Origin of the sequence: Metabacillus sp. 84 (assembly GCF_050107715.1) — a bacterium.
GTDB lineage: Bacteria > Bacillota > Bacilli > Bacillales > Bacillaceae > Metabacillus_B.
In genome coordinates this window covers 1-221 of sequence record NZ_JBNILN010000049.1, presented here as the reverse complement: position 1 = coordinate 221, position 221 = coordinate 1, and the positions used below count along the sequence as shown (strand labels likewise).

At 47.1% G+C, this 221-nt stretch carries 1 rRNA gene; it reads left to right on the top strand.

Going from position 1 to position 221, the window contains the following annotated elements:
• Positions 1–141: 141 nt before the first annotated feature.
• Positions 142–221 (top strand): 5S ribosomal RNA (gene rrf, locus ACQCV8_RS20270); the annotation flags it as partial.

The window sequence follows — 221 nt, the reverse complement described above, 5'->3', positions numbered from 1 at the left end:
ATAGGTCCGAGGTGGAAGCGTGGCGACATGTGCAGCTGACGGATACTAATCGGTCGAGGACTTAACCAAATTACGTAAGGCGTTTGACTCGTGCACCAATATCGTTATCTAGTTTTGAAAGAGCAATCTTTCAACCTTATATCTGGTGATTATGGCAAAGAGGTCACACCCGTTCCCATACCGAACACGGAAGTTAAGCTCTTCAGCGCCGATGGTAGTTG